A 24,392-nucleotide genomic window follows, 5' to 3' on the forward strand; every position below is an offset into this window, starting at 1 on the left:
TCGCCTCACCGCACGACGTAGAGGTCCTTGTAGTTGGGGGTGCCCGACGACCCGTCGCCCGACGGGTTGCCGATGTCCTCGCCGAATGCGAAGAGCCGGTTGACGTGGGCGGTCGGGATGATCGGGAAGTAGTCGGTGAGGATCCGCTCGTCGAGCTCGCCCCACGCGGCGGGCTGGGCCTCGATCGGGAGCTCGACGATCTCGTCCATCGCGGCGTCGATGGCCGGCTCGTCGAAGTGGGCGGTGTTGTAGGGGGCACCGCCCTTGAGGAGCGGTGGGAGCAGCGCCGACCCGCTGGGCCACGTCGGGCACCAGTTGACGGCGCGCAGGTTGAGCTTCTGGTTGACCTCGTTGTCGGGATCGAGCCAGATGCCGTAGAGCGGCTGCTGCACCGGGATGCTGCGCACCTCGAAGCCGCCGGTCTCCAGGCCGGTCACGACCTGGGCGTGGGCGGCGCTGGCCACGACGTCCGTCTCGTCGTAGGCCATCGTGATCTCGTAGGGCTCGTCGGCGAACCCCGCCTCGGCCAGCAGCGCGCGCGCCTTGACCGGGTCGTAGGTGATCTGCTCGCCGTCGACCTGGAAGTCCCGTCGGCCGGCCATGCCCGGCGGCATGATCGTCCCGGCCGGCTGGCGGGTCACGCCCGGCACCTCGCCGGCGGCGATCCACGTGTCTCGGTAGGGGTAGGCGTAGGCGAGCGCCTTGCGTACCCGGACGTCGGTGATCCTGCGGTAGTCGGGCGTGAGGGTCGTGATGCACTGCGACGCCTGCTGGACGAGCCGCTCGCCGAGCCGTGACTGTGCCTCGCCGTAGCGGTCGGCGCCGACCGACGTCGACAGCGCGGCGCGGCCGGCCGGGCTGCCCGAGAGGAGGATCTCGTCGACCTTGGCCTGGTCCTGGCTGAACTTGAACACGAACCGGTCGGCGTACTGGTGCCGGCCGGGGTCCGAGCCCGGGTCCCAGGCGTCGTTGCGGACCAGCACCAGCTCCTCCTCCGGCTCCCAGCGCTCCACCTCGTAGGGGCCGTTGGCCATCGGGTGGTGGGCGTAGCGCACCGGGTCGGAGGCCGCGCCGAACGGCACCGGGCCCATGGCCATGGCCGCAGCCAGGTAGTCCATGTCGGGGAACGGCACGTCCATCGAGATGGTGACGTCCTGGCCGACGACCCGCACGCCGTCCCAGTCCTCGCACCGCGGGTCCGCCTCGGAGTAGGGGCCGTCGTAGTCGTCGGCGCCGGCGAAGTAGCGGGTGGAGTACTCGGTGCCAGGACCGAACGCGAACACCTCGGTGTCGAGCGTGCGACAGATGCCGAACGCGACCTCCTGCGGCGTGACCGGGCTGCCGTCCTGCCACGTGGCGTCGTCGCGGATGGTGAAGGTCCACTCGGTGAAGTCGTCGTTGGGGGTGCCGAGGTCGACGGCCAGGTCGGGCACCAGCACCGGCTCGCCGCGCTCGCCGCGGACGAACTGGGTCAGGGAGCGGCTGACCAGGGCCTGCTGGATCGGGTTGGACGTGGCGGACCAGGCCTCGGCCGGGTCGAGGGTGTCGGGCCCCTGGGCGCCGGGGAGGTAGACCGTGATGGTGCCGCCCGTGGTCGCGCCGTCGACGGCGCGGGCCGGCCCACGGCGACGCGGGTCCTTGGTACCGGCGGGCTGCACGCCGAAGGTCCGGGCGGTGGCCTTGCCCGGCCTGTCCGCCTTCCACGTCGGACCCCCGGTGCACGCGGCGAGGGTCACGAGCGACGCCCCGGCGAGGACGGCGCCCACGAGCGCGCCCCTCATCCCGTGCCTCGCACGATCCGCCGGATCCGCTCCCAGCGCTCCCTGACGGCGGCCTCGGCACCCAGGCTGGTCGGCGCGTAGTAGGAGGCGTCGGCGAGCACGTCGGGGAGGTACTGCTGCTCGGCCACGCCGAACGGCTCGTCGTGGGGGTAGGCGTAGCCCTTGCCGTGGCCGAGGCCCTTCGCTCCGCCGTAGTGGGCGTCGCGGAGGTGGGGCGGGACCTGGCCGATCTTCCCCGACCTGACGTCGGAGAGCGCCGCGTCGATCGCGCTGATCACAGCGTTGGACTTGGGGGCGATCGCGAGGTGGATGGTGGCCTGGGCGAGGTTGATGCGCGCCTCCGGCATGCCGATCAGCTGGACCGCCTGCGCGGCGGCGACGGCGGCCTGCAGCGCGGTGGGGTCGGCGAGGCCGATGTCCTCGCTGGCGTGCACGACGAGTCGCCGGGCGATGAAGCGGGGGTCCTCCCCCGCCTCGATCATCCGGGCGAGGTAGTGCAGCGCGGCGTCCGGGTCGGAGCCCCGGATCGACTTGATGAACGCCGAGATGACGTCGTAGTGCTGGTCACCCTGCCGGTCGTAGCGCACCGCGGCCTGGTCGACCGCCGTCTCCGCGGTGGCCAGGTCGATCACGTCGAGGCCGTTGCTGGCGGCCGCGCCGGCCGCCGCCTCGAGGTAGGTGAGGGCACGTCGCGCGTCCCCGCCGGCGAGGCGTACGAGGTGGGCGCGGGCGTCGTCGTCCAGCGCGGTGCGGCCCGCCAGTCCTCGCTCGTCGCCCAGCGCCTGGTCGATGACCTCGGCCACGTCGTCGTCGGTCAGCGACTGCAGGCGCAGCAGCAGGCTGCGCGAGAGCAGCGGGCTGATGACCGAGAAGAACGGGTTCTCCGTCGTGGCGGCGATCAGGGTCACCCAGCGGTTCTCGACACCGGGCAGGAGGGCGTCCTGCTGGGCCTTGGTGAACCGGTGCACCTCGTCGACGAACAGGACCGTCTCCTGCCCGCCACGCGCGAGCTCGGCCCGCGCGCCGTCGATGGCGGCGCGGACCTCCTTGACGCCGGCCGCCACCGCGGAGACCTCGACGAAGCGGCGCCGCGTCTGCTGGCTCACGATCGCGGCGATGGTGGTCTTGCCCGTGCCGGGCGGCCCCCACAGCAGCAGGGACATCGACTGGTCACCCTCGATGAGCCGACGCAGCGGCGAGCCCGCGGCCCGCAGCTGCTGCTGGCCGACGAGCTCGTCGATCGTGCGCGGGCGCATCCGCACCGCGAGGGGTGCGGAGGCGTGGGTGTTGGCACCCAGGGACCCCGCGCTGGGCACGCCGGACCCGGGCGCGGGTGCACCCGCGCCCGGGACCTCGAACAAGCCTTCCACGTCGCTGAGTATCTCCCGGGGCACCGACAGGATCGGCGGGAACCCCAGGTCTGGTCAGGCGCCGGTGGTCTGCTTGGTGGTGAGGTCGTACCAGGTCTTCTCGTAGCCCGGGATCGTGAGCTGCGTGTTGGTGGGCGTGGCGCCGGGGACCGGGCTGCCCTGGTCGTCGACGCCGAGGAGCTGCGTCGTCACCGGGGTGGCCGGGTGGGCGCCGAGCTCGCCGGCGAAGTGGCAGGCGACCTTGTGGCGCTTGCCGATCTGGAGCAGCGGCGGCTCGACCTTCGCGCAGATCTCCTGGGCGAACTGGCACCGCGTGCGGAACCGGCAGCCCGAGGGCGGGTTGATCGGGCTGGGCACGTCACCCTCGAGGCGGATCCGCTCGCGGCGCCCACCGACCGCGGCCTGCTTCACGTCGGGCACCGCGGAGAGCAGGGCCTGCGTGTAGGGGTGGTGGGGCTTGCCGTAGATCGTCTCGCGGTCGCCGATCTCCACGATCTTGCCGAGGTACATCACGGCGATCTCGGGACAGAAGTGGCGCACGATCGCGAGGTCGTGGGCGATGAAGAGGAACGCCACGTCGAACTCGGACTGGATGTCCTGGAGGAGGTTGACGACCTGCGCCTGGATCGACACGTCGAGCGCGGACACCGGCTCGTCGGCGACGAGCACCTTGGGGTTGAGCGTGAGCGCGCGGGCGATGCCGATGCGCTGGCGCTGGCCGCCGGAGAACTCGTTGGGGTAGCGGTTGTAGTGCTCGGGGTTGAGCCCCACGATCTCGAGGAGCTCCTGGACGCGCGGGAGGACCTTGTCCTTGGGGACGATCTTGTGCACCTCGAGCGGCGCACCCACGATCGTGCCGACCGTGTGGCGCGGGTTGAGTGAGGTGTAGGGGTCCTGGAAGATCATCTGCACGTCGCGGCGCAGCGGCTTCATCTCCTTGTTGGAGAGCTTCGCCAGGTCGTTGCCCTCGAACATCATCGAGCCGCCGGTCGGCTTGTAGAGCCGGGTGATGAGGCGGCCGGTGGTGGACTTGCCGCAGCCGGACTCGCCGACGAGGCCGAGCGAGCCGCCCTTCGGCACCTCGAACGAGATGCCGTCGACGGCCTGGACGTGGCCGATGGTGCGGCGCACGAGTCCCGAGGACCGCACCGGGAAGTACATCTTCAGGTTGTCGACCGTCAGCACCGCGGGGGCGTCGGGGTCGAGCTCGGAGGCCGTGTGGCCGTGCTCGACCAGCGTGGCGAAGTCGAGGTCCTCGGGCAGCAGCTCGTGGTCGTTGGTGACGTCGTGGTCGGCGTCTGGCTGGCGCAGCTGCCGCTCGCCCGTCTCGGCGGCGTTCGCACCCACCTCGGTGGGCTCGATCTCGGCGCGCGCGTTGGGGTCCTGCGTCATCGGGTCTCCTCGACGAGGTCGGGGGCGATCTCGGGCAGCACTTCGTCCTGGTAGACCGCGATCGGGTCGGCGAGGTGGCAGCGCTTGAGATGGGCCGTGCCCGAGCTGGCCGGAAGCAGCTCGGGGAGCTCGGTGACGCACAGGTCACCGGGGACCTTGTCGGAGTGCACGCACCGGGGGTGGAAGGAACATCCGGACGGCGGGCGCAGCAGGCTGGGCGGGTTGCCGGGGATGGGGATCAGTCGGGCGTCGGTCGACGCCGACAGGTCGGGGATGCTCGAGAGCAGGCCCCACGTGTAGGGCATCTCCGGCGTGGTGAGGATCTGCTTCGCCGTGCCGTACTCCACGCACCGGCCGGCGTACATCACCAGGACGTCGTCGGCCATCTCGGCGATGACGCCGAGGTCGTGGGTGATGATGATGACGGCGGAGTTGAACTCCCGCTGGAGGTCCTGGAGCAGGTCGAGGATCTGCGCCTGGACGGTCACGTCGAGGGCCGTGGTCGGCTCGTCGGCGATGAGGAGGGACGGGTCGTTGATGAGGCCCATCGCGATCATCGCGCGCTGGCGCATGCCGCCGGAGAACTGGTGCGGGAAGTCGTCCACGCGCCGGTCGGGCTGCGGGATGCCGACGCGGTCGAGCATCTCGATCGCCTTGCGCCGTGCGTCGCGCTTGGACGCGCCCGAGTGGTGGACGAGGTAGGCCTCCTCGAGCTGCCCGCCGATCTTGTAGAACGGGTGCAGGGCCGCGAGGGCGTCCTGGAAGATCATGGCCATCGAGTTGCCGCGCAGGCCGCGCATGCGCGACTCGCTCAGGCCGACCACCTCGGTGCCGCCCACGCGGATCGAGCCGGAGATCTGGGCCGACTTGGTGTCGTGCAGGCCCATCACGGCCATGCTCGACACCGACTTGCCCGACCCGGACTCGCCGACGATGCCGAGGGTCTTGCCCTTGGCCACGGAGTAGGACAGGCCCTGCACCGCGGTGACGGGGCCGTCCTCGGTCGGGAAGGTGACCTTCAGGTCCTCGACCTGGAGGAAGGGACCGTCGGCCTCCGCCGCGGCGGCGGCGCTCGACTGGGTCATGGGAACGCTGGTCACGAAAGCCTCACCCTCGGGTCGAGGACGGAGTAGACGACGTCCACGAGCAGGTTGGAGATGATCAGGACGACGGCGCTGAAGAGGGCGGTCGCCTGCACGACGGGCAGGTCACGGCCCTGGACGGCCTGCAGGCTCCACCAGCCGATCCCCTGGATCTCGAAGATCCGCTCGGTGAAGATCGTGCCGGCCAGCAGCGTGCCGAAGTCGATGCCGAAGATGGTCACGACGGGCACCAGCGCCGCCCTCAGGCCGTGCTTGTAGACGATGGTCCGCGCCGGCAGGCCCTTGGCCTTGGCCGTGCGGATGTAGTCCTCGCTGAGTGCCTCGACCATGGCACCGCGGGTGAATCGGGTGTACTGGGTGCAGCCGAAGATGCCGAGCGCCACCCACGCGAGGAACAACCCGCTGAACCACTTCCACGGTCCCTCGGAGAAGAAGCTGAAGTAGCCGGTGTCGCTGAACAGGGGCACCGGGAAGGTGAGGGTGAGGTAGAGCCAGGTCAGCAGGGCGAAGAGGTAGTACGGGATCGAGCTGATGAACAGGAAGCTCGAGACCAGGGCCTTGTCGGTGACGGTGCCACGCCGGCGCGCCGCGGCGACGCCGATGGGCACTCCGAACAGGAGGTAGAGGAACGCACCGCCGATGGCCACGGAGAAGGTCGCGGGCATGCGCGAGACCAGCTCCTCCTTGACCGGCTGCTTGGTGCGGAAGCTGACGCCGAGGCACGGCGCCGAGCACTGGTACTCGGAGGAGGCGATGGTGATCGTGCGTCCGACGAAGACGCCCTTCACGAACTTGCCGTACTCCTCGTAGACGGGGTTGTCGTAGCCGAGGGTCTTCTCGTAGACCTCGAGACGCGCCGGGGTGCACCGGTTGCTGGTCTCGCGGTCGCAGACGGGCTGTGCGGGGCTCGAGGGGCCGTACCAGAACAACAGGAAGATCGCCATCGAGACCAGGGCCACGACGAGGACTCCCGAGATCAGCCGCTTCACGACATACGCAAACATCGCTGGTCACTCTCCGGGGATGGTGGATGAGTCGGACCCCCCGGCGAAACAGCCTACTGGGTCCGGGCTGGCGAGTGGGGGCTCCCGGTCAGGGAGCCCCCACCCGTCAGAGGTAGTGCTGGGGACTACACGGTGCTCCAGGTCCGAGGACCTGTGGTGAGCGCCAGGATCACTGCATCACGTACAGGTCCTTGTAGTTCGGCGCACCGATCGAGCCATCGCCCGTCGGGTTGCCGACCTTGGTGCCGAAGACGAACAGGTCGTTGCGGAACGCGGTCGGGATGATCGGGAAGTACTCCGTCATGATCTTCTCGTCCAGGTCGCCCCAGGCAGCGGCCTGGTCCTCGAGCGGGAGGGTGTTGATGTTGTCCATCTCGTCGTTCACCGAGGGCTCGTCGAACAGGGCGGTGTTGTAGACGGCACCACCCTTGAGCAGCGGCGGGAGCATGGTCGAGCCGGCCGGCCAGTCCGAGCACCAGTTGACGCCACGGAGGTTCAGCTGCTTGTTGACCTTGTTGTCGGGGTCGAGCCAGATGTTGTAGGGCGACTCCTGGACCGGGATGGCCTTGACCTTGAAGCCGGAGGCCTCGAAGCCCTTGGTGATCTGGTCCTGCGTGGCCTTGGCCAGCGGGTCGACCTCGTAGTAGACCATCGTGATCGGGTACGGCATCTCGGCACCCGACTCCTCGAGGAGGGCCTTGGCCTTCTCCGGGTCGTAGGTGATCTGCTCACCGTCGACCTGGAAGTCCTTCTTGCCGGCCATGCCGGGGGGCATGACGGAGTTGGCGGGAACGCGGGTCACACCCGGGACCTCGCCGCCGGCGATCCAGACGTCCTCGTAGGGGTACGCGTAGGCGAGCGCCTTGCGGATGTTGATGTCGGTGATCTGGGTGTAGTCAGGCGTCAGCGTGGAGACACACTGCGACGTCTGCTGCACGAGACGCTCACCGAGCTGGCCGTTGGCGTCGTTGTACTTGTCCGAGCCCAGCGAGGTGGAGACGGCGGTCTGGCTGTCGGCGTTGTCCGACAGCATGATCTCGTCGACCTTGGCCTGGTCCTGGTTGAACTTGAAGACGAACGAGTCCGCGTACTGGTGGCGACCCGGGTCCGAGTCAGCCGACCACTGGTCGTTCTTCACGAGGACGAGCTCCTCGTTGGGCTTGTAGCTGTCGACCTTGTAGGGGCCGTTGGCGAGCGGCTGGGTGCCGTAGTTCGGCGGCTTGGAGGCGTTGCCGAGCGGAGCCGGGCCCATCGCCATGAAGGCGCCCCAGTAGTCCATGTCCGGGAACGGGACGGACATCTTGATGGTGATGTCCTGGCCGTCGACCGAGACGCCGTCCCAGTTCTCGCACTTGGGGTCCTTGCTGGTGTACGGACCCTCGTACTCCTCGGCACCAGCGAAGTAGTGCTTGGAGTACTCGGTGCCCGGACCCGACGGGAACGCCTCGGAGTCGAGCGAGCGGCAGATGCCGAACGCGACCTCTTCGGCGGTGACGGGCTTGCCGTCCTCCCACGTCGCGTCCTCACGGATGGTGAAGGTCCACTCCGTGTAGTCCTCGTTGGGGGTGCCGAGGTCGGTGGCGAGGTCGGGGATCAGCACGGGCTGGCCCTCCTCGTCACGCGCGTACTGGGTCAGCGAACGGCTCGTCAGCGCCTGCTGGATCGAGTTGCCGGTGACGGACCAGCCGCCGGTCGGGTCGAGCGAGTCGGGGCCCGGGTCGCCGGGGAGGTAGACCGTGATGGTCCCGCCCGGGGTGGCGCCTTCGACGTCGGCGGCGGGACCCTGACGCTCAGCGTCCTTGGTGCCCCCCTCCTGGTCACCGAATTCGCGGTCGGAGCCCGACCCGGTGCCACCGTCATCCGACGACCCGCCGCCACAGGCGGCGAGGGTCAGAAGGGCGGCACCAGCGACGAGCGCGAGCGGCTTGTTCCGCTTCATGCTGTCCAGCCTTTCTTTCTTGTTCTCACCGAGGACGGCGTCTCCGGCGACGTGCGTGTGACCCGCGACAGGGCCGAGCGCAGGGCTCAGCGGCGGGTCTTGGGGTCCAGGGCGTCGCGTACGGCGTCGCCGAGGAGGTTGAGGGAGAGCACCAGCGCGACGATGCCGAGCAGCGGCTGCCACAGGTACTGCGGGTACTCGCGGAAGTAGGTCGGGGTCGCGGCCTTGAGGATCGTCTGGCCCCACGAGACGCCGTCGGTGACGCCGATGCCGAGGAAGGCCAGGCCCGCCTCCAGCGCGACGAACGACGGGAGCATGAGGGAGACGCTGATGATGATCGGCGCCGCCAGGTTGGGCAGGAGCTCCTTGAAGAGCACGCGGGACGTCGGCATGCCCATCACGCGGGCGGCCTGCACGAACTCGCGCTCACGCAGCGCGAGGACCTCACCGCGGATCAGGCGGGCGGTGCCCATCCAGCCGAACATCGCGAGCACGCAGATGAGGCTGAACTTCTGGATCGTCGCGTAGTTGTCGGACAGCGCGAAGCGGTCGTTGAGGATCGGCGCGAGCGTCAACGCCGCGAGGAGGAACGGGATCGTGAGGAACATGTCGATGAAGAACGACAGGACCTTGTCGACCGTGCCGCCGAGGAAGCCGGCCAGCAGGCCGACGATGACGCCGACGATGCTCGCCACGACGGTCGCGACGGTGGCGATCATCAGCGAGATCCGGCAGCCGTGCAGCCAGTAGGCGAGGTTGTCCTCACCGGTCCGCGGGGCGACGCCCATCGGGTGCTCCCACGTGAACGGACCGTTGGGCGGGCCCATCGTCGGCTTGGGGAGCCCGTTGTTGAGGCCGTCGACGTACTGGCTGGCCAGCCCCGTCTCGAGCGAGACGCCGAACAGCTTGCTGATCGTGCCGGCGAACACCGCGCAGATGATGAAGAACAGCACGACGATCGCGCAGACCACGGCGATCTTGTCCCGCGACAGACGCCCGAGGGCGATCCGCAGCGGGGACTTGCCGGAGATCTCCTTGGCCTTCTGGCTGTTGGGATCCTGCTGCTCCGGCTCGCTGCTCAGCGAGCCCAGCGTCTCCGGCCCTGCGGTCTCTGCCGACATGCTCTCCCCATCTGGTTCGGGACTGTCCCGGCACCGGCACGGGGGTCACCCGAGGCCTGCGCCGAAACGGGACTCTATGTGACCTGTGACGCGGGGACGATCACCAGCGGGTAACGATCCCGTTACGACGCGTTGTGCCCCCGTCAACCGATTTGTGCGGGATTCCTGCGGGAGATCACTCCTCAGGCGGGAGGTCCTTCGCGGGGGTCGCATCCACACCGGCTTCCTTGCGCTGCTCCGCCGTGATGGGTGCAGGCGCCGCCGTGAGGGGGTCGTAGCCGCCACCGGACTTCGGGAAGGCGATGACGTCGCGGATCGACTCGCTGCCCGCCAGCATCGCCACGATGCGGTCCATGCCGACGGCGATGCCGCCGTGCGGCGGCGCGCCGAACTTGAAGGCGTCGAGCAGGAAGCCGAACTTCTCCTGCGCCTCCTCCTCGCCGATGCCCATCACCGAGAAGACGCGCTTCTGGACGTCGCCGCGGTGGATACGGATGGACCCGCCGCCGAGCTCGTTGCCGTTGCAGACGATGTCGTAGGCGTACGCCAGAGCGCTGCCGGGGTCGGTGTCGAAGGTGTCGAGGAACTCGGCCTTGGGGCTGGTGAAGGCGTGGTGGACGGCCGTCCAGGCCCCGGCGCCGACGGCGACGTCGCCGCTCGCGACCGCGTCGGAGCTCGGCTCGAAGAGCGGGGCGTCGACGACCCAGGTGAACGCGAACGTCGACTCGTCGAGCATGCCGCCGCGACGGCCGATCTCGAGGCGCGCTGCGCCGAGCAGCGCACGGCTGCTCTTCACCGGGCCCGCGGCGAAGAAGATGCAGTCGCCCGGGCTGGCGCCGACGTGGGCCGCGAGGCCGTCGCGCTCGGCGTCGGTGAGGTTCTTCGCGACGGGCCCTCCGAGCTCGCCGTCCTCCGCGACGGTGACGTAGGCCAGGCCCTTCGCGCCGCGCTGCTTGGCCCAGTCCTGCCACGCGTCGAACTGGCGCCGGGGCTGGCTGCCGCCACCGGGCATCACGACGGCACCGACGTAGTCGGCCTGGAAGACCCGGAAGGTGGTGTCCTTGAAGTACTCGGTGCACTCGACGAGCTCGAGGCCCATGCGCAGGTCGGGCTTGTCCGAGCCGTACTTCTCCATCGCCTCGGCGTAGGTCATCCGCGGCAGCGGACGCTGGATGGTGTGGCCCGCCTGGGCCCACATCGCCTCGAGCACGTCCTCCATCAGCTCGATGACGTCCTCCTGGTCCACGAAGCTCATCTCGATGTCGAGCTGGGTGAACTCGGGCTGGCGGTCGGCACGGAAGTCCTCGTCGCGGTAGCAGCGCGCGATCTGGTAGTAGCGCTCCATGCCGCCGACCATGAGCAGCTGCTTGAACAGCTGCGGGCTCTGCGGGAGGGCGTACCAGCTGCCGGGCGAGAGGCGCGCCGGGACGAGGAAGTCGCGGGCGCCCTCGGGGGTGGACCGGGTCAGCGTGGGCGTCTCGACCTCGACGAAGTCGCGGGCGTCCAGGACGTCGCGGGCCGCCTTGTTGATCTTGCTGCGCAGGCGCAGCGCGGCGTTCGGACCGGAGCGGCGCAGGTCGAGGTAGCGGTGCTTGAGGCGCGCCTCCTCGCCGACCTCACCGCCCTTGTGGCCCTGCGCGTCGTCGATCGGGAACGGCAGCGGGGCCGACTCGGACAGCACCTCGAGGTCCGAGGCCACGACCTCGATGTCACCGGTGGCGAGGTTGGGGTTCTGGTTGCCCTCCTTGCGGGCCACCACCTCGCCGGTGACCTTCACGCAGAACTCGCTGCGCAGGCTGTGCGCGACCTCCTCGTCGCGCACGACGACCTGCACCACACCGCTGCGCTCGCGCAGGTCGAGGAACGCCACGCCACCGTGGTCGCGACGCCGCGCCACCCATCCGGCGAGGGTGACGGTCTGGCCGACGTGCTCGGCGCGCAGGGCGCCGGCGTCATGGGTGCGGATCACTGGATCTCCTCGATCTCGACGGTGCTGATGACGGTGGGCCGCAGGTCGGCCTCGGGCGGGGTCCAGGTCGAGGGATCTGCCTCGACCTGGTCACCGGTGCGGATGTCCTTGACCTGGCTGGTGCCGTCGGCCTGGACGAACCACACGTAGGGGATACCTCGCCGCTCGGCGAAGCGGATCTGCTTGCCGAACTTCGCGGGGCTGGGCGCGACCTCGCAGGGGATGTCGCGCGAGCGGAGGGCGGCCGCGACGCCGGTGCTGCTCGCGCGGTCCTCCTCGGTGTTGAGCGCGACGAGCACGGCGCTCGGCACGGGGCGGCTGCCCGCCAGCACGCCGTCGGCGATCAGCGGGACCAGGGTGCGCGAGACGCCGAAGGAGACGCCGACGCCGGGATAGGTCGTACGCCCGTCGCTGGCAAGCGCGTCGTAGCGCCCTCCCCCGCCGACGGACTTCAGCCGTTCGTAGCCGTCCATGAAGATCTCCACCACGGTGCCGGTGTAGTAGTCCAGGCCACGCGCGATGCGGAGGTTGGCCTCGACCGCGACGCGGTCGCCGGCCACCGCCCGGCAGCCCTCGACGACCGCCGCGAGCTCCTCGAGGCCCTGGTCGAGCAGCTCGTCGGTGACGCCGAGCGCGCGGACCCGCTCCACGAACGAGCTGTCGGGGACCCGGATCGTGGCGAGCTCGAGGCACCGCTCGGCCTGCTCGGGCGTCGTGCCGACACGCTCGACGAGCATCCTGGCCACCTCGTCGGCGGGCAGCTTGTCGAGCTTGTCGATGACGCGGATCGCGTCGGTGACGTCGTCGATGCCGAGACCGCGGTAGAAGCCCTGGATGAGCTTGCGGTTGTTGAACTGGAAGGACACGCGCGGGATCGGCAGCCGGGCGAGCGCGTCGACCATCACCGACATCACCTCGACGTCGTGGTGGAACGGCAGGTCGTCGCGACCCACGATGTCCACGTCCGCCTGGGTGAACTGCCGGTAGCGGCCCTCCTGGGGTCGCTCGCCGCGCCAGGCGGGCTGGACCTGGAAGCGCCGGAACGGGAACTCGAGGTGGCCGGCGTGCTCGAGGACGTAGCGCGCGAACGGCACCGTGAGGTCGAAGTGGAGGCCGAGGTCGGCCTTCGCGTCGGGCTCGGCGGCGATCCGCTGGAGGACGTAGATCTCCTTGTCGACCTCGCCGCCCTTGGCGAGCCGGTCGATCGGCTCGACCACGCGGGTCTCGATGTTGGCGAAGCCGTGCAGCTCGAAGGTGCGCGACAGCGACGCGATGACCTCGCGCTCGACGGCACGCTGGGCAGGCAGCAGCTCGGGGAACCCGCTCAGCGGGCTGATCTTGCTCATCTCATCGGTCCTGGTGCAGGTCTTGGAGGAACGGGTTGGTGGCGCGCTCGCGCCCGATCGACGTCTGCTCGCCGTGGCCCGGCAGCACGACGACGTCGTCGGCGAGAGGGAGCACCTTGGCGGCGAGGCTGCGCAGCATCGCCGCGTGGTCGCCGCCGGGCAGGTCGGTGCGCCCGATCGAGCCGGCGAAGAGCAGGTCGCCGGAGAACATGACCTCGGAGACGTCCTGCTGGGCGTACGGCGAGCGGAAGGTCACCGACCCCTCGGTGTGACCGGGCGTGTGGTCGACGACGAACCGCAGACCGGCCAGCTCGAGCTCGGCGAGGTCGCTCAGCTCGCGCACGTCGTCGGGCTCGGCCCACGTGTAGTCACCGCCCAGCAGCATGGCGGTGGTCTCGGGGCTCATCCCGGCCATCGGGTCCGACAGCAGGTGACGGTCGTCCGGATGGATCCAGGCCGTGGCGTCGTAGGTCCCCGCGACGGGGGCCACGCTCCACATGTGGTCGACGTGCCCGTGGGTGACCAGGACGCTGACCGGCTTGAGACGGTGCTCGCGCACCACCTGGGCGACGCCGTCGGCGGAGTCCTTGCCCGGGTCGATCACCACGCACTCCGAGCCGGCACCCGTCGCGACGACGTAGCAGTTGGTCCCCCAGGGTCCGGCGGGGAAGCCAGCGATGAACACAGGTGTCAGTCCTTGCCTGTCGTACGGGGGGTCGGCGCCCGGCGGGTCGCGCTCAGGTGGGAAGCCTACCGAGGGCCGTCCGCGGCATGACTACGATGGGCGACCATGAGCTCCGACAAGCAGTCCGCAGACGCCGCGGCCCCGGCTGAGATGCCCTGGGGTCGGGTGGCCGAGGACGGCACCGTCTATGTCCGCACCGCCGATGGGGAGCGTTCCGTCGGGTCGTACGAGGCCGGCACGCCGGCCGAGGCCCTCGAGTTCTTCACCAAGCGCTTCGAGGAGCTGGAGGGGAAGGTCCACCTGCTCGAGCAGCGCGTGGCGTCGGGGCGGCTGGCCCCCGAGGAGGCGACCTCCTCCATCAAGGCCCTGCGCGAGCAGGTGGTGGACGCGCACGCGGTCGGCGACCTCGTCTCGCTCGCCGCGCGCCTCGACGCACTGGCTCCGGTGGTCGCGGTCCAGCGGGCGGCCCGCAAGGAGGAGCGTGCCCAGCGCAGCGCCGAGTCCAAGGCGGAGAAGGAGAAGCTCGTCGCCGAGGCGGAGCGCCTCGCCGAGGGCACCGACTGGCGCAACGGCGCCAACCGGCTGCGCGACCTGCTCGCCACCTGGAAGGAGCTGCCGCGCCTCGACCGGGCGACCGACGACGCCCTGTGGCGCCGGTTCTCGACCGCGCGGACGACGTACACCCGCCACCGCAAGGCGCACTTCGCCGAGGAGCACGAGCGCCGCGACGCCGCGCGTGCGATCAAGGAGCGGCTGGCCGCCGAGGCCGAAGCCCTCTCCTCGTCCACCGAGTGGGGCCCGACCGCGGGCAGGTACCGCGACCTGATGCGCGAGTGGAAGGCCGCCGGCCCCGCGCCGCGCGAGGTCGACGACAAGCTCTGGCAGCGCTTCCGCGGCGCGCAGGACACCTTCTTCGGTGCCCGCGACGCCGCCAACGCGGCGCTCGACGAGGAGTTCGCCGCCAACGCCGAGGTCAAGGACGCGATCCTCGTCGAGGCCGAGGCGCTCGTCCCGCAGCTCGAGTCGGGTGGGGCCGACCTCGAGGCCACCAAGAAGGCCTTCCGCGACCTCGCCGACCGGTGGGACGCCGCGGGCAAGGTGCCGCGTGACCGGATGAAGGAGCTCGAGGGCCGGATGCGGAAGGTCGAGCAGGCCATCCGCGCCGTCGAGGACGAGCAGTGGAGCCGCAGCGACCCGGAGAAGTCCGCGCGGGCCGACGACATGATCGGCAAGCTCGAGGCGGGCATCGCCGAGACGCAGGCTCGGCTCGACAAGGCCACGGCCGCCGGCGACGCCAGGCGGGTCAAGGACCTCGAGTCCGAGCTCGCCAAGAAGCAGGCGTTCCTCGACATGGCGCGGAAGGCCGCGGCCGATTTCGGCTGACCCGGCCGCTCCGCTGCCAGTGCGGCTGCCAGCGCGGCTGCCAGCGGCTCAGGCGGTGACGCGGTAGGCGTCGAAGACGCCAGGCACGGCGCGTACGGCGCGCAGCACGCCGTCGAGGTGGGCCGCGTCGGCCATCTCGAAGGAGAACCGGCTCTTGGCGACCCGGTCGCGGGTCGTCGACAGCGTGGCGCTGAGGATGTTCACGTGGGCGTCGGAGAGCGCCATCGTGATGTCGGACAGCAGGCGCGCGCGGTCGAGCGCCTCGACCTGGATGTTGACCAGGAACGTCGACTGCGACGTCGGCGCCCACTCGACCTCGAGCACCCGCTCGGGCTGTCCGAGAAGGCTGGAGGCGTTGGTGCAGTCCTTGCGGTGGACCGACACTCCCCCGCCCTTGGTGACGAAGCCGAGGATCGGGTCGGGCGGCACGGGCGTGCAGCACTTCGCGAGCTTGACCCACAGGTCGTCGACGCCGGGCACGATCACCCCGGAGTCGGTCGGGCCGCGCTTGGCCGCGGTGCGTGAGCGCCCGGTGATGCTGACGCCCTCGGACATGTCCTCCTGGGCGCCCTCGTCACCGCCGTGGAGGTCGATGACGCGCCGCACCACGGCCTGCGCGCTGAGGTTGCCCTCGCCGACGGCGGCGTAGAGCGCCGATACGTCGGCGTGGTGGAAGTGCTCCGCGACGAGCGCGAGGACGTCGTGCGTCATCAGGCGGTTGAGGGGCAGGCCCTCCTTGCGCATGAGCTTGGCGATCTGGTCCTTGCCGCGCTCGATGGCCTCCTCGCGCCGCTCCTTGGTGAACCACTGCCGGATCTTGGAGCGGGCGCGCGGCGACTGCACGAAGTTGAGCCAGTCGCGCGAGGGGCCGGACGTCGGGGACTTGGAGGTGAAGACCTCGACCACGTCGCCGTTGTCGAGGGTCGACTCCAGCGGCACGAGGCGGCCGTTGACCCGCGAGCCGATGGTGTGGTGGCCGACCTCGGTGTGAACGGCGTACGCGAAGTCGACGGGCGTGGAGCCCATCGGCAGCGCGATCACGTCCCCGCGCGGGGTGAAGACGTAGACCTGCTGCTGGTTCATCTCGAAGCGCAGCGACTCCAGGAACTCCCCCGGGTCCTCCACCTCGCTCTGCCAGTCGAGCAGGGTCCGCAGCCAGGTGAGGTCGTCCTTGTCGCCGAGACGGTCGGTGTCGACGCCCGCCTTGGTGTTCTCCTTGTACTTCCAGTGCGCGGCGACGCCGTACTCGGCGCGACGGTGCTGGGCGAACGTGCGGATCTGCACCTCGACGGGCTTGCCCTGCGGGCCGATGACCGTCGTGTGGAGCGACTGGTACATGTTGAACTTCGGCATCGCGACGTAGTCCTTGAACCGGCCCAGGACCGGGTTCCACCGGGAGTGGATGACGCCGAGCGCGCTGTAGCAGTCGCGGTCCTCGTCGACGAGGATCCGGATGCCGACGAGGTCGTAGATGTCGGAGAAGTCGCGGCCGCCGACGATCATCTTCTGGTAGATCGAGTAGTAGTGCTTCGGTCGGCCGGTCACCTTCGCGTTGATGCGCGAGGACTTGAGGTCCTGCTCGATCTCGGTGACCACCTCGGTGAGGAACTGGTCGCGCGACGGCGCCCGCTCGGCGACCATCCGCACGATCTCGTCGTAGATCTTGGGGTGCAGCGTCGCGAACGCGAGGTCCTCGAGCTCCCACTTGAGGGTGTTCATGCCGAGCCGGTGCGCCAGCGGGGCATAGATGTCGAGGGTCTCGCGCGAGGAGCGCTCCTGCGACTTCGCCGGGACGTAGCGGAGCGTACGCATGTTGTGCAGGCGGTCGGCGAGCTTGATGACGAGCACCCGGATGTCGCGGGACATCGCCACGATCATCTTGCGGATCGTCTCGGCCTGCGCCGAGTCGCCGTACTGCACCTTGTCGAGCTTGGTGACGCCGTCGACGAGCAGGGCGACCTCGTCACCGAAGTCGGCGCGCAGCTCGTCGAGCGTGTAGGGCGTGTCCTCGACCGTGTCGTGCAGCAGCGCCGCGACGAGCGTCGGCTCGGTCATGCCGATGTCGGCGAGGATCGTGGTGACCGCGAGCGGGTGCGTGATGTAGGGGTCGCCGCTCTTGCGCATCTGGCCGGTGTGCCACTTGTCGGCGACGGCGTACGCCCGCTCGAGCAGCGCCAGGTCGGCCTTGGGGTGGTTGGCCCGCACGGCACGGAACAGCGGCTCGAGGACCGGGTTGGAGGAGGGCGGGCGGGTGCCCACGCGGGCGAGACGGGCCCGCATCCCGCGCGCGGTCAGGGCCGGCCTGACCTCCTGCGCCGGTGCCTGCTCCTCCGCCATTGCACCAGTCTAGTGACGACGGTCCAGCGGGGCGCGGGCAGCCGTCAGATCGTCAGCAGGGTGGACACCGGCAGGTCGCCGGTGAGACGGCGCGGGTCGAGGAACGACAGCTCCATCAGGACGGCCACGCCGGTGGCGATGCCGCCGCAGGCCTCGACGAGCTGACGGGTCGCGTCGACGGTGCCGCCGGTGGCGAGGACGTCGTCGACCATGAGCACCCGCTCGCCGGGCGCGATGCCGTCCTGGTGGACCTCGAGGGTCGCCTCGCCGTACTCGAGGGCGTACGACACGGCGTGCGTCGCGCGCGGCAGCTTGCCGGCCTTGCGGATCGGGACGAACCCGACACCGAGGGCGAGCGCGACGGGCGCGGCCAGGATGAACCCGCGCGCCTCCATCCCGACGACCTTGTCGACCACGACGCTGCCGTGGTCGTCCCTGCCGGCCGCGGCGAGGGCGGTGATGATGGCCGAGAAGGCGTGGTGGTCGGCCAGGACGGGCGTGATGTCCTTGAACGTGACGCCCTGCTCGGGCCAGTCGGCGACGTCGACGGTGAGGCGGTCCAGCGCCTCCTGCGCCGTGCGCCTGTCAGGCATCGCCGGGCTCGCCGAGCACGTCGGTCGGGGAGTCGATCCTCGCGATGGCGGCGCGGGCGATCTCGATCCGGGTGCCGGGGGCGATCTCGAGGGTGGCCCGGTCGTCGGCGACGGTGACGACGGTGCCGTAGATGCCGGACGACATCATCACGCGCTGGCCGACCTCGATGCTGTTCTGGAGGGCCGTGACCTCGCGCTGCCGGCGCTGCTGCGGCCGGACCACCATGAACCAGAACAGCGCCAGGATGGCGACCAGCGGAAGAAGGGCGACGAGGTCGTTCACGGCGGGGGTCTCCTCGAGTTCTCGGGGCGATCGTGGGGGTCAGCGCCGAGGAGTCTACGGGGGCGCCCGAGGAGGCTCAGACGTCGTCGAACAGCGTCGAGTCGACCACCCGGTCGGGACCGGACACCGGCGGCGGCGTCAGGCCGAGGTGGTGCCAGGCCGCGGGCGTCGCGATCCGCCCGCGCGGGGTGCGGGCCAGCATGCCCGTGCGGACGAGGAACGGCTCGGCGACCTCCTCGACGGTCTCGCGCTCCTCCCCCACCGCCACGGCGAGGGTCGAGACGCCCACCGGCCCGCCGCCGAAGCGGCGGCAGAGCACGTCGAGGACGGCCCGGTCGAGCCGGTCGAGGCCCGACTCGTCGACCTCGAAGAGGTCGAGGGCGGCCTGGGCGACGGGCAGCGTGAGGACGCCGTCGGCCCGCACCTGGGCGTAGTCGCGCACCCGGCGCAGCAGCCGGTTGGCGATGCGGGGGGTGCCGCGCGAGCGGGAGGCGATCTCGCTGGAGCCCTCCGCGGTCAGGTGCACGCCGAGCAGCCCCGCCGAGCGGTGCACGATCTGGTCGAGCTCGTGCGGCTCGTAGAACTCGAGGTGGGCGGTGAAGCCGAAGCGGTCGCGCAGCGGCCCGGGGAGCAGCCCGGCGCGGGTGGTGGCGCCGACGAGGGTGAACGGCGGGATCTCCAGCGGGATGGCGGTGGCGCCCGGACCCTTGCCGATGACGACGTCGACGCGGAAGTCCTCCATCGCCATGTAGAGCATCTCCTCGGCCGGGCGCGACATCCGGTGGATCTCGTCGACGAAGAGCACGTCGCCCTCGTTGAGGCCCGACAGGATCGCGGCGAGGTCGCCGGCGTGGGTGATCGCGGGGCCGCTGGTGAGCCGCAGCGGCGTGCTCATCTCGGCGGCGATGATCATCGCGAGGGTGGTCTTGCCGAGCCCGGGCGGGCCCGACAGCAGCACGTGGTCCGGCGCCCGGCCCCGGCGGCGGGCGGCCTCGAGCACCAACCCGAGCTGGTCGCGTACGCGGGCCTGGCCGACCACCTCGTCGAGGGTCTTGGGACGCAGCGCCGCCTCGACCGCGCGCTCGTCGCCGTCGGCGTCGGCGTCGGTGAGCCGCTGGAGGTGCGCGTGCTCCGCCTCGGTGAGGTCGTCCTCGACGTCGTCCCAGTTCACCGGGGGCTCACGCCCTGCTCAGGGTGCGGAGCGCCGCGCGGAGCAGGGCACCGACGTCGGGGCGCTCGCCGGCCTCGGGGGCGACGGCGTCGACCGCCTTCTCCGACTCCTTGGCCGACCAGCCGAGCCCGACCAGGCCCTGCTGCACCTGGTCGCGCCAGGCCTCCTGCGGGGCCGGGGTGGTGGCCGGGTGGTGCACGCCGACGGGCGGGCCGATGCGGTCCTTGAGCTCGAGGATGATCCGCTGGGCGCCCTTCTGGCCGATGCCGGGGACGCGGGTGAGGGCCTTGACGTCCTCGGTGGTGATGGCGCGGCGCACGTCGTCGGGGCTCATCACCGCGACGATCGCCTGCGCGACCTTGGGTCCGACGCCGGAGGCGGTCTGCACGATCTCGAAGATCGACTTCTCGTCCTCGTCGAGGAAGCCGAAGACGGTCAGGCTGTCCTCGCGCACGACCATGCTCGTCGGCAGCGTGGCGGACTGGCCGACACGCAGCGTGGCGAGCGTGCCGGGCGTGCACATCAGCTCGAGCCCGACGCCGCCGACCTCGAGGACGGCGCTGGACAGGGTCACGGCGGCGACCTCGCCGCGGACGAAGGCGATCATCGGGTCCTCACGGGGTAGCTGGTGCGTCGTGGTCCGGCCTTGGCCACCGCGGCCTCGAGCCGGGTGCTCGCCGAGCCGCGCCAGACGTGGGTGATGGCGAGGGCCAGCGCGTCGGCGGCGTCGGCGGGCCTGGGGAGCTCGGGGAGCCGGAGGATGCGGACGACCATCGCGCCGACCTGCGCCTTGTCGGCCCGGCCGTTGCCGGACACGGCGGCCTTGACCTCGCTCGGGGTGTGCATCGCGATGGGCAGGCCGCGGCGGGCTGCCACGACGAGCGCGATGCCGCTGGCCTGGGCGGTACCCATGATGGTGCTGGAGTCGGAGCGGGCGAAGACCCGCTCGACCGCGACGGCGTCGGGCCGGTGCTCGTCGAGCCAGGCGTCGAGGCCCTTCTCGATGGTCACCAGCCGCTCGGCGACCGGCAGCGTGGAGCTCGTCCGGATCACCCCGACGTCGACCATGGACAGCGGGCGTCCGACGCTGCCGTCCACGACGCCGACACCACACCGGGTCAGGCCGGGGTCGATGCCGAGCACGCGCACGCCGCCACCCCTCTCCGACCGGTCCGTCCGAACATGTGTTCGTCCGGCCACGCTATCCCGCGGCGGGGGCGGGTGGGCGTACGACACGCGGCCGGGGTGCGGGTGTGGCAAGCCTGGCTCTGCCCCTGTAACGCCGGGTTAGTGGTTGTACCCACCCTGACGCATCCGGGTGGGTACAACCACTAACCCGGCGTTACAGCCCCGGATCAGCGGCGCCGGACGCGGTACGGCGCGAGGTCGTCCGTGGCCGTCCCGAAACGCGCGCAGGTGTCCGCGTACTCCCGGGCGACCCGTCGCTGTGCGGCGTGTCGGTTCGCGAAAAGGTCGGCGTGCGTGATCCGGGAGATGCCCAGCTTGAAGCCGGCGATGAAGTCGTGCCGGTGCTTCTCCCGCGCCAGGACGACGGCCGGATCCAGTCCTGTGAGGTTGTCGGCGGCGTACTTGAGCAGCCCGTCTGCTTCGATCATGTGTCGACGGACGCCCATGTCCACGAAGACCGTCGTGTCGCCGTCGCTCAGTCCGACCTGCAGGTCGGGACTGCCGATGCCGAGCTCGAGCACGAAGTCGCGCACGAGTGACTCCAGATAGCTCTCCGCGCGGCGGTCCGCATGCTCCACGCACCAGCGCATGCACCGGCTGTGCGGCCAGCACGACATCGTGGCCAGGACGTCGCGCAGTCCGGCTCGCGTCACGCCGGCGCGCATCGCCGCGTCGCAGGCAGCCAGGCCGTGGGCGCGCCCGTGCTCACGCACCATGTCGAGGGCCGTCCGCGCCCGGCCGAGTAACGGCAACCCCTCGACGTGCACCTGGTCCTCGGAACGGTACGGCGCGAGGTGGTGCTTGACCCCGGCTCGCACCGCGTCCCCGTGGACCTTCGTCCGGGTCACGTGGACGAGCGCCGTGCGCGGGTCAGGCGCTCCCATCCCGAGGACGATCGCCGCCGAGTCGTGGCTGTAGAGCCGGGTCTCGGACGTCGACGTCATGTCCGCCGCACGGATGCGCAGCAGCGGTCGGGCGCGGTACGGCTCAAGTGCTTCCCACGCGTCCGCGTCTGCGTACACCCCGCGGCGCAGCCGGACGAGGACGCCAGACGCCAGCAGCTGTCGTACGTCGTTGGGGCCCAGCCCGGCGACGGAGAGCTGCCGCGAGGTCACGAGGCCGTGCTGGTGCTGCATCAGGGCGATGACGGGGAGGTACATGCCGATCGAGCATCGGCAGGTGGTCCGACGTCACCGGCCACGACGGCGCCGACCCTGTGGACGAAGGAGATGCGGCCGGGATTGTGGACGACCTGTGGCCCTCGCCGCGCGCTGTAACGCCCGGTCAGGAGCTGTATCCACCCCGATGCATCCGGGTGGGTACAGGCACCAACCCGGCGTTACAGCCGTAGGGGCCAGCCAGCCGCGCGCTGTCAGGCGTCGGCGGCCTCGAGCTCGGACATCACGTCGGCGGGGATGTCGACGTTGGTGAAGACGTCCTGCACGTCGTCGAGGTCCTCGAGCGCGTCGACGAGGCGCAGGACCTTGCCGGCGCCGTCGGCGTCGACGGGGATCTCGAGACTGGCGACCCACTCGACGTCGGCGGAGTCGTAGTCGATGCCGGCGTCCTGCAGGGCGGTACGGACGGCGACCACGTCGGTCGCCTCGCTCTGGACCTGGAAGGACTCGTCGAGGTCGTTGACCTCCTCGGCGCCGGCGTCGAGGGTCGCCTCGAGGACGTCGTCCTCGCTGACCTCACGCACCGCGCCGTCGTGGTCCTGCGACTTCGGGACCACGACCACGCCCTTGCGGGCGAAGAGGCGCGACACCGAGCCGGGGTCGGCCATCGTGCCGCCGTTGCGGGTGACCGCAGTGCGGACCTCCATCGCGGCGCGGTTCTTGTTGTCGGTGAGGCACTCGATGAGGAAGGCGACACCCTGCGGGCCGTAGACCTCGTAGGAGATGCCGGTGTAGTCGACGCCGCCGGACTCCGCACCCGAGCCGCGCTTGACGGCGGAGTCGATGTTCTTGTTGGGGACCGAGCTCTTCTTCGCCTTCTGGATGGCGTCGTAGAGGGTCGGGTTGCCGGCGGGGTCGCCGCCGCCCTGCTTCGCCGCGACCTCGATGTTCTTGATCAGCTTGGCGAAGAGCTTGCCGCGCTTGGCGTCGATCGCGGCCTTCTTGTGCTTGGTCGTTGCCCACTTGGAGTGGCCTGACATGAGTACCTCTGTCTGTCGCGTGTCTGTCGCGTGTCTGCCGTGGTCGTCAGGTGGCCGAGCGCACCAGGTCCACGAACATGCCGTGGACCCGGTGGTCGCTGCCGACCTCGGGATGGAACGAGGTCGCCATCAGGGGGCCCTGACGGACCGCGACGATCCTACCCGCGGCCGGTCCGTCCTCCACCCGAGCCAGCACCTCGACGTCGTCGTCGACCGACTCCACCCACGGCGCGCGGATGAAGACGGCGCGGACCGGGTCCGCGAGCCCGCTGAACCGGAGGTCCTCCTCGAAGGAGTCGACCTGCCGTCCGAAGGCGTTGCGGCGCACGGTGACGTGCAGCCCCCCGATGGTCTCCTGGCCGGCGGCGCCGTCCTCGATCCGGTCGGCCAGCATGATCATCCCCGCGCAGGTGCCGAAGGCGGGCAACCCGGCGCGTACGGCCTCGCGCAGCGGTGCGAGGAGCTCGAAGATCGACGCGAGCTTGATCATCGTGGTCGACTCGCCGCCCGGGACCACCAGCCCGTCGCAGGCCGCGAGCTCCGCAGGGCGCCGCACGGTGATCGGCTCGGCGCCGAGGGAGCGCAGCGTGGCCAGGTGCTCGCGCACGTCGCCCTGGAGCGCGAGCACGCCGATGGTCGGGTGGGTCACCAACCGCGCTCGGCGAACTGGATCGAGCGGGCGGGCTCGTCGACGTTGAGGCCGACCATCGCCTCGCCCAGGCCGCGGGAGACCTGGGCGACCACGTCGGGGTCGTCGTGGAAGGTCGTGGCCTTCACGATCGCCTCGGCGCGCTGGGCGGGGTTGCCGGACTTGAAGATGCCGGAGCCCACGAAGACGCCCTCGGCGCCGAGCTGCATCATCATCGCCGCGTCGGCCGGGGTCGCGATGCCGCCCGCGGTGAAGAGCACGACCGGGAGCTTGCCCGCGGCCGCGACCTCCTTGACCAGCTCGTAGGGCGCCTGCAGCTCCTTGGCCGCGACGTAGAGCTCGTCCTCGGCCATGGCGTGCAGACGGTTGAGCTCGCCGCGGATCGTGCGCATGTGGGTGACCGCGTTGGACACGTCGCCGGTGCCGGCCTCGCCCTTGGAGCGGATCATGGCCGCACCCTCGGTGATCCGGCGCAGCGCCTCACCGAGGTTGGTCGCCCCGCACACGAACGGCACGTTGAAGGACCACTTGTCGATGTGGTGGGTGTAGTCGGCCGGGGTCAGCACCTCGGACTCGTCGATGTAGTCGACACCGAGCGACTGCAGGACCTGCGCCTCGGCGAAGTGGCCGATGCGGGCCTTGGCCATGACGGGGATCGAGACGGCCTCGATGATGCCGTCGATCATGTCGGGGTCGCTCATGCGGGAGACGCCGCCCTGGGCGCGGATGTCGGCCGGGACCCGCTCGAGGGCCATCACGGCGACGGCGCCGGCGTCCTCGGCGATCCTGGCCTGGTCGGCGGTGACGACGTCCATGATGACGCCGCCCTTGAGCATCTCGGCCATGCCGCGCTTGACGCGGCTCGTGCCGTGCTCGACGGGGGTCTCGGGGGTGTGCTGTGACATGGCTGGATCGTAGTG

At 70.7% G+C, this 24,392-nt stretch carries 21 protein-coding genes; 1 reads left to right on the top strand and 20 read right to left on the bottom strand.

The window, feature by feature from the left end; all coding sequences use genetic code 11:
- Window positions 1-5: 5 nt before the first annotated feature.
- The 10 genes from F4692_RS17565 to F4692_RS17610 all read right to left on the bottom strand — a co-directional run bounded on the left by F4692_RS17565 (window position 6) and on the right by F4692_RS17610 (window position 13,710).
- Entirely contained in the window at window positions 6-1,781 is a 1,776-nt protein-coding gene (locus tag F4692_RS17565; RefSeq protein WP_179621014.1) for an ABC transporter substrate-binding protein, read from the bottom strand.
- Window positions 1,778-3,151: a replication-associated recombination protein A gene (locus F4692_RS17570; RefSeq protein ID WP_374757306.1), complete on the bottom strand. Its 1,374-nt coding sequence runs from the start codon at window positions 3,149-3,151 to the stop codon at window positions 1,778-1,780. Before F4692_RS17570 ends, F4692_RS17565 begins: the two co-directional genes overlap by 4 nt.
- A 54-nt stretch (window positions 3,152-3,205) precedes the next feature.
- On the bottom strand, window positions 3,206-4,543 hold the full coding sequence (locus F4692_RS17575; RefSeq protein WP_179621015.1) for an ABC transporter ATP-binding protein: 1,338 nt from the start codon (window positions 4,541-4,543) through the stop codon (window positions 3,206-3,208).
- The gene (locus F4692_RS17580) at window positions 4,540-5,628 is read right to left on the bottom strand and encodes an ABC transporter ATP-binding protein (protein WP_179621016.1); all 1,089 of its coding nucleotides are present in this window, start codon (window positions 5,626-5,628) and stop codon (window positions 4,540-4,542) included. The genes F4692_RS17575 and F4692_RS17580 overlap by 4 nt, the downstream gene beginning before the upstream one ends.
- Before the next feature lie 11 nt (window positions 5,629-5,639).
- Entirely contained in the window at window positions 5,640-6,650 is a 1,011-nt protein-coding gene (locus F4692_RS17585) for an ABC transporter permease (protein WP_179621017.1), read from the bottom strand.
- A 169-nt stretch (window positions 6,651-6,819) separates the two neighbouring features.
- Window positions 6,820-8,589, bottom strand: a complete 1,770-nt coding sequence (locus F4692_RS17590) for an ABC transporter substrate-binding protein (RefSeq protein WP_179621018.1) — start codon at window positions 8,587-8,589, stop codon at window positions 6,820-6,822.
- Between the two features lie 86 nt (window positions 8,590-8,675).
- Window positions 8,676-9,710 carry an ABC transporter permease gene (locus F4692_RS17595; RefSeq protein WP_179621019.1) on the bottom strand — a complete coding sequence of 345 codons (1,035 nt, stop codon included), beginning with the start codon at window positions 9,708-9,710 and terminating at the stop codon, window positions 8,676-8,678.
- 175 nt (window positions 9,711-9,885) lie between these two features.
- Entirely contained in the window at window positions 9,886-11,679 is a 1,794-nt protein-coding gene (gene aspS / locus F4692_RS17600; RefSeq protein WP_179621020.1) for an aspartate--tRNA ligase, read from the bottom strand.
- Entirely contained in the window at window positions 11,676-13,025 is a 1,350-nt protein-coding gene (gene hisS / locus F4692_RS17605) for a histidine--tRNA ligase (protein ID WP_179621021.1), read from the bottom strand. The genes aspS and hisS overlap by 4 nt, the downstream gene beginning before the upstream one ends.
- A 1-nt stretch (window position 13,026) precedes the next feature.
- The gene (locus F4692_RS17610; protein ID WP_179621022.1) at window positions 13,027-13,710 is read right to left on the bottom strand and encodes an MBL fold metallo-hydrolase; all 684 of its coding nucleotides are present in this window, start codon (window positions 13,708-13,710) and stop codon (window positions 13,027-13,029) included.
- A 105-nt stretch (window positions 13,711-13,815) separates the two neighbouring features.
- Here F4692_RS17610 and F4692_RS17615 point away from each other — a divergent pair, with 105 nt between their 5' ends.
- Window positions 13,816-15,093 carry a DUF349 domain-containing protein gene (locus tag F4692_RS17615; protein WP_257030006.1) on the top strand — a complete coding sequence of 426 codons (1,278 nt, stop codon included), beginning with the start codon at window positions 13,816-13,818 and terminating at the stop codon, window positions 15,091-15,093.
- 48 nt (window positions 15,094-15,141) lie between these two features.
- Here the strand turns inward: F4692_RS17615 and F4692_RS17620 are convergent, their stop codons facing one another.
- From F4692_RS17620 to pdxS, 10 genes are all read right to left on the bottom strand, one after another.
- Window positions 15,142-17,430, bottom strand: coding sequence for a RelA/SpoT family protein (locus F4692_RS17620; protein ID WP_257030007.1), 2,289 nt, complete (start codon window positions 17,428-17,430; stop codon window positions 15,142-15,144).
- A gap of 44 nt (window positions 17,431-17,474) precedes the next feature.
- Entirely contained in the window at window positions 17,475-18,023 is a 549-nt protein-coding gene (locus tag F4692_RS17625) for an adenine phosphoribosyltransferase (RefSeq protein WP_179621023.1), read from the bottom strand.
- Window positions 18,016-18,306: a preprotein translocase subunit YajC gene (gene yajC / locus F4692_RS17630; protein ID WP_179621024.1), complete on the bottom strand. Its 291-nt coding sequence runs from the start codon at window positions 18,304-18,306 to the stop codon at window positions 18,016-18,018. The genes F4692_RS17625 and yajC overlap by 8 nt, the downstream gene beginning before the upstream one ends.
- 76 nt (window positions 18,307-18,382) lie before the next feature.
- Window positions 18,383-19,477 carry a Holliday junction branch migration DNA helicase RuvB gene (gene ruvB, locus F4692_RS17635; RefSeq protein WP_179621025.1) on the bottom strand — a complete coding sequence of 365 codons (1,095 nt, stop codon included), beginning with the start codon at window positions 19,475-19,477 and terminating at the stop codon, window positions 18,383-18,385.
- 7 nt (window positions 19,478-19,484) lie between these two features.
- Window positions 19,485-20,084, bottom strand: coding sequence for a Holliday junction branch migration protein RuvA (gene ruvA / locus F4692_RS17640; RefSeq protein WP_179621026.1), 600 nt, complete (start codon window positions 20,082-20,084; stop codon window positions 19,485-19,487).
- Entirely contained in the window at window positions 20,081-20,626 is a 546-nt protein-coding gene (gene ruvC, locus F4692_RS17645) for a crossover junction endodeoxyribonuclease RuvC (RefSeq protein ID WP_179621027.1), read from the bottom strand. Before ruvC ends, ruvA begins: the two co-directional genes overlap by 4 nt.
- Window positions 20,627-20,832: 206 nt before the next feature.
- Complete coding sequence (locus F4692_RS17650; protein WP_179621028.1) at window positions 20,833-21,825, bottom strand: type IV toxin-antitoxin system AbiEi family antitoxin domain-containing protein; 993 nt, start codon at window positions 21,823-21,825, stop codon at window positions 20,833-20,835.
- Between the two features lie 212 nt (window positions 21,826-22,037).
- A complete protein-coding gene (locus F4692_RS17655; protein WP_179621029.1) occupies window positions 22,038-22,823 on the bottom strand; it encodes a YebC/PmpR family DNA-binding transcriptional regulator in 786 nt (261 codons plus the stop codon).
- Window positions 22,824-22,869: 46 nt separating this feature from the next.
- The gene (pdxT, locus tag F4692_RS17660; RefSeq protein WP_179621030.1) at window positions 22,870-23,475 is read right to left on the bottom strand and encodes a pyridoxal 5'-phosphate synthase glutaminase subunit PdxT; all 606 of its coding nucleotides are present in this window, start codon (window positions 23,473-23,475) and stop codon (window positions 22,870-22,872) included.
- On the bottom strand, window positions 23,469-24,377 hold the full coding sequence (gene pdxS / locus F4692_RS17665) for a pyridoxal 5'-phosphate synthase lyase subunit PdxS (protein WP_179621031.1): 909 nt from the start codon (window positions 24,375-24,377) through the stop codon (window positions 23,469-23,471). The genes pdxT and pdxS overlap by 7 nt, the downstream gene beginning before the upstream one ends.
- Between the last annotated feature and the right edge of the window lie 15 nt (window positions 24,378-24,392).

This window comes from Nocardioides cavernae, assembly GCF_013410035.1.
Taxonomy (GTDB): Bacteria; Actinomycetota; Actinomycetes; order Propionibacteriales; family Nocardioidaceae; genus Nocardioides; species Nocardioides cavernae_A.